Here is a 5046-nt window from a genome sequence, read left to right on the forward strand (position 1 = left end):
AATAGATTTCATCAACCTCTACTTCGCCATCAAACATTTCCAGATGCAGGCTGTTATGGAAAATCAGTAAGCGTAAACGATGAAAATAATAGGCAGTAGTGTTTTTATTAACGCCGACTAATTGCGCTGCTGTGCGTGCGGTAACACCTGCAATAAACAGTTCAATCAGTTTGTTTTGCTTGTACTGACTTACCCTGAAATAAAAGCGTACGCTATAACGATGAAAGGAGACCGTTATCAAAATGGTTCTTGTGCAAGAAAAGACCTGGATAAGGCATTGGATTCTTACGGCGAGTCTTGTGATTTGGGAGAAACATATGGATGTGAGGCCTACAACCTCCTCAAAAAAAATGAGAAAAGAAACAAAGGAATATCGCAAAAAATGTGAGCAGGGTGATTCTTACGCTTGTATTTCCTATAAATAATCGTATTCAATACGATGAATAACGTTTTTTAGTTGATAAATGCCCGTCTTTTATGGGTATTTAAATGGGTTTTGTAGATAAAAGCTATTAATTAGGGAAAGAAAAGGTCAATTTAGAATAGTATCATCACAAGTAATATCTAAAATTCCTCAAAAACTGACCGCACTTCATCTTTCCGCTTTTGCCAAAACTTCTTTATGGGCTTTAATCAAATTTATAAAAGGTTGGGCGAAGCGTTCTAATTTTATAGATCCCACGCCGTTAATTTGTAGCATTTCAATATTTGAAGTGGGCATATATTGTGCCATTTCTTGTAGTGTCGCGTCATTGAACACAATATAGGGAGGGATATTTTCTTTGTCAGCAATTTGTTTGCGTAAAAAACGTAGGCGGGCAAAGAGATCTTTATCATAATTGATAATATGGTGCCGTTGAGGATTATGAGCGATTTTACTGATTGAGGAAATGCGTGGCATGGCAAGCTCAAGGGGGATTTCTCCTTTGAGTACGGGTTTGGCATTTTCTGTGAGTTGTAATGTGCTATTAAAATCGCCAATGACTTGCTGTATCAAACCAAGGTGAATGAGTTGACGAATCACCGATTGCCAATGTTCCTTGCTCTTATCTTTACCAATGCCATACACACTGAGTTTATCATGTTGCCGTTCGAGAATTTTTTGATTGTGCATACCACGCAGAACGCCAATCACATATTGCGTACCGAAACACTGTCCCACACGGTAAATGGTGGACATCACTTTTTGCGCATCCACTAAACCGTCATATTTTTTAGGCGGATCTAAACAAATATCACAGTTATTACAAGGCATTTGGCGATGCTCACCGAAATAATTCAGCAATACCAAACGGCGACAGGTTTGGCTTTCGGCAAATTCACCGATAGCTTCTAATTTGTGTTGCTCGATTTGTCGTTGAGGGCTTTCCGGTTTTTCAAATAAGATTTTTTGTAACCAAGCATAGTCTGCCGGTTCATAGAATAATACGGCTTCAGCGGGTAAGTCGTCCCGCCCGGCACGCCCGGTTTCTTGATAGTAAGATTCAATGCTGCGAGGTAAATCAAAGTGCGCCACGAAACGTACATTGGATTTATTGATCCCCATCCCAAAGGCAATGGTTGCCACCACGACTTGCACATTATCACGTTGAAAATCTTGTTGCACACGTTCACGCTGTGTTGTTTCCATTCCGGCGTGGTAGGCGGCAGCGGATACTCCTTTATTACGTAAACTTTCCGCTATTCGTTCAACCTTATTACGACTGTTACAATAAACGATACCGCTTTTGCCCTTTTGTGCCAGCACAAAGCGGGCGAGTTGCTCCATCGGTTTAAATTTTTCTTCTAGCGTGTAGCGAATATTGGGGCGATCAAAACTCCCAATGTATTGGTAGGGGGATTGCAGTTTAAGATGAGTAAGAATATCTTGCCGAGTGGTATGATCGGCCGTGGCGGTGAGCGCCATAATGGGAGCATTGGGGAAACTGGATTTTAATCCGCCAAGTTGGGTATATTCGGGGCGAAAATCATGTCCCCATTGGGAAATACAATGTGCCTCATCAATCGCGATAAAACTGACCTGGCAATAGGAAATCAGCTGGAAAAAGCTGTTTGTCATCACCTTTTCCGGTGAGATATAAAGCAGTTTAAGGCTCCCTGAAATCAGCTTATTTTGGACTTGTTGCTGCTGTTCTAATGTTTGGCTGGAATTGAGAAAATCGGCTTCAATTCCATTGGTCTGTAATTGATCCACCTGATCTTTCATTAAGGAAATGAGGGGGGAGATCACAAGCGTCAGTCCATCAAAACAAAGCGCCGGAATTTGATAACAGAGGGATTTACCGTTCCCCGTTGCCATCACTACCAACGCATCTTGTCCATTGAGTGCGGCATTGATGACATCTTCCTGTCCTTTGCGGAAAGATTGATAGCCAAACACCGAATTTAGCACAGAAAGTGCGGTGGATTTTTCCGGTGTTTTTAGGGAAGAAAGATCGGGCATATTAGAACTGAACGGTTTCGCCATGAGCCGCACAGGATTCTGTTAAGCTCTTCCAAAACGTTTTGCCGTCATTGGAAATCCATTCGTTATTTTTGAAGGCAAAATGAAAACCGCCTAATTTACTGGCAAGCCAGAGTTCAAACAAAGGTTCTTGTTTGTTGATAACGATTTGCGTGCGATTGCCAAAGGTCATCGTAAATACCGCACCTTGGGTTTCGCAATCCACATCAGCACCTTGTTCCTCTAATTCTTCCTCAATTTTTTGCCAAATTTGTTCAATATTTTGATGAAATTCTGCAACATTCATAAAGTTTTCCCTGTAAATCTGATAGAATGCGGCAGATTATAAAGCCTTTTTCCCCCTTGTGAAAGGCGGATTTAACGATGAGTGAGAGAGAGAAAATGAAAAAATTATTATCAGTTTTAATCTTAAGTACAGTTTGTGCGTTAGCAACCGGCTGTGGTGTGAAAGGGCCATTGTATTTTCCGGAAAAAGAGCAATCGCAACAAAATCAATAATGGGTGAGATACAAGATGAATTTTTTCCAATATCAAAATAACCAACTTTATGCGGAACAACTTCCTGTACAACAACTTGCAGAACAATTTGGTACCCCGCTTTATATTTATTCCCGAGCCACGCTGGAACGTCATTGGTATGCGTTTAATGATGCCTTAGGTTCACATCCCCATTTAATTTGTTTTGCCGTGAAATCTTGCCCTAATATTGGGATATTAAGTGTCATGGCAAAACTTGGGTCAGGCTTTGATATTGTTTCGCAAGGGGAATTAGAACGTGTCTTAGCGGCAGGTGGCGAGGCATCGAAGGTGGTGTTTTCCGGTGTGGCAAAATCTCGTGAAGAAATTAGACGTGCCTTAGAGGTAGGGATTCGTTGTTTCAATGTAGAATCGGTGTCTGAACTTCATCACATTAATCTTATTGCCGGTGAAATGGGGAAAATTGCACCGATTTCCTTGCGTGTAAACCCTGATGTGGATGCGCACACGCATCCCTATATTTCCACCGGTTTAAAAGAAAATAAATTCGGTGTCAGTGTGGATGAAGCCCGTGAAGTTTATAAGCTGGCTGCAAGCCTACCGAATGTGAAGATTACAGGAATGGATTGCCATATCGGCTCACAACTTACCGAATTACAACCCTTTTTAGATGCGACAGATCGTCTTATTGTATTAATGGAACAACTTAAAAAAGATGGTATCACCCTGGCGCATTTAGATTTAGGGGGCGGTTTAGGCGTGACTTATACCAATGAAAATCCGCCACATCCTAGCGAATATGCCAAAGCGTTATTAGAAAAATTAAAAGATTACAAGGATCTTGAAATTATCCTTGAGCCGGGGCGGGCAATTACCGCTAATGCCGGTATTTTAGTGGCAAAAGTCCAGTATTTGAAAAGTAACGAAAGCCGCAATTTCGCCATTACGGATACGGGGATGAACGATATGATTCGCCCTGCCTTGTATGAAGCTTATATGAATATTGTGGAAATTGACCGCACTTTGGCTCGCCCAAAAGCGGTTTATGATGTGGTCGGCCCTGTTTGTGAAACCTCTGATTTTTTAGGCAAACAGCGTGAACTCGCCATTGCAGAAGGCGATTACATTGCACAATGTTCCGCCGGTGCTTATGGGGCGAGTATGTCTTCCAACTACAACTCCCGCCCACGCACTGCCGAAGTGCTAGTAGATGGTGATAAAGCACACTTAATCCGCCGACGTGAAAGTTTACAAGAACTTTGGGCGTTGGAATCGGTAGTTTAATCCTCCCTTGAAAAGAAAGTGCGGTTGAAAGAAAAACACAGGGATTTTCCGGTATTATGCAGCAGTTGCACAACGTTGTTTTTTTGTTATCTTGTAGGGACACACTGCGTGTGTCCGAATTTTAACCTATTGAAATAATTTGATTTTATAACGGACACACGCAGTGTGTCCCTACGTTTTGGTTAAAATTTCTGTTTTGTGCATTTGCTACATAATACCGAGATTTTCAACCGCTCTTTGATCTGCACCCCAAAACCTGCCCACCCAATTTGAGGTGCAGATGATGTCCTATTCTTATCAATTTCGTTTAAAAATTATCAAACTTGCCACCGAGTAGAATTTTGGCATTCGAGAGGTGGCTAAACTTCATAAAATCTCCCATTCGCTCGTTATTTATTGGTTAAAAGTCTTTCGGGAAAGAGGGCTTGATGGCGTAAAATCACCTTATGCAATCCCTCAAACACCGAAAATAGTGAATCCAAAGATGAAAAAGAAAGAGATTGAAATTCCTGAACCAACAGACTTTTCCCCCAAAGCGTTTAAAAAGCGACAACGAGAACTTGCCTTAGCCCGTGTTGAGATTGCTTACCTAAAGGAGTTGGAGGCGCTCGACCATCAAAAGCAACGGCAGAAAAAAGAAAAATCATTGAAAGATTAAAGCCAAATCATTGTTGCTGTATAAAAAGAACAGAAAGAGGAATGGCTATCGCCCAATGACACTTAGGTTACGCCAAATGGGTTTCCATTTAAATCATAAAACGGTGTTAAAGCTGATGAATGAGTTAGGTATTCATTCCATTTTGTGCAAGAAAAGACCTGGA

Annotated in this window: 5 protein-coding genes and 2 pseudogenes; 4 read left to right on the forward strand and 3 right to left on the reverse strand. The window is 41.4% G+C overall.

The features are described 5' to 3' along the window. The 3 genes and pseudogenes from BKK50_RS08265 to cyaY all read right to left on the reverse strand — a co-directional run. A pseudogene (locus BKK50_RS08265) lies at positions 1-238 on the reverse strand (hypothetical protein); the annotation flags it as partial. Between the two features lie 354 nt (positions 239-592). Beyond that, the gene (gene recQ / locus BKK50_RS08275) at positions 593-2443 is read right to left on the reverse strand and encodes a DNA helicase RecQ (RefSeq protein ID WP_077417128.1); all 1851 of its coding nucleotides are present in this window, start codon (positions 2441-2443) and stop codon (positions 593-595) included. Between the two features lies 1 nt (position 2444). Beyond that, positions 2445-2750 (reverse strand): iron donor protein CyaY, encoded by a 306-nt coding sequence (gene cyaY, locus BKK50_RS08280; protein ID WP_077417124.1) that lies wholly within the window; start codon positions 2748-2750, stop codon positions 2445-2447. A gap of 95 nt (positions 2751-2845) precedes the next feature. Between cyaY and lptM the strand changes: the two genes are divergently transcribed. The 4 genes and pseudogenes from lptM to BKK50_RS08295 all read left to right on the forward strand — a co-directional run. Then, positions 2846-2962 (forward strand): LPS translocon maturation chaperone LptM, encoded by a 117-nt coding sequence (lptM, locus tag BKK50_RS12885; RefSeq protein WP_143529790.1) that lies wholly within the window; start codon positions 2846-2848, stop codon positions 2960-2962. 15 nt (positions 2963-2977) lie between these two features. Then, the gene (lysA, locus tag BKK50_RS08285; protein ID WP_077417126.1) at positions 2978-4225 is read left to right on the forward strand and encodes a diaminopimelate decarboxylase; all 1248 of its coding nucleotides are present in this window, start codon (positions 2978-2980) and stop codon (positions 4223-4225) included. A 283-nt stretch (positions 4226-4508) separates the two neighbouring features. Further along, positions 4509-4883 (forward strand): annotated as a pseudogene (locus BKK50_RS08290) (transposase). Between the two features lie 76 nt (positions 4884-4959). After that, positions 4960-5046 (forward strand): hypothetical protein (locus tag BKK50_RS08295; protein WP_244149437.1); only part of this gene is annotated, 87 nt, incomplete at its 3' end.

Source organism: Rodentibacter rarus, assembly GCF_001998965.1.
GTDB classification, from domain to species: Bacteria; Pseudomonadota; Gammaproteobacteria; order Enterobacterales; family Pasteurellaceae; genus Rodentibacter; species Rodentibacter rarus.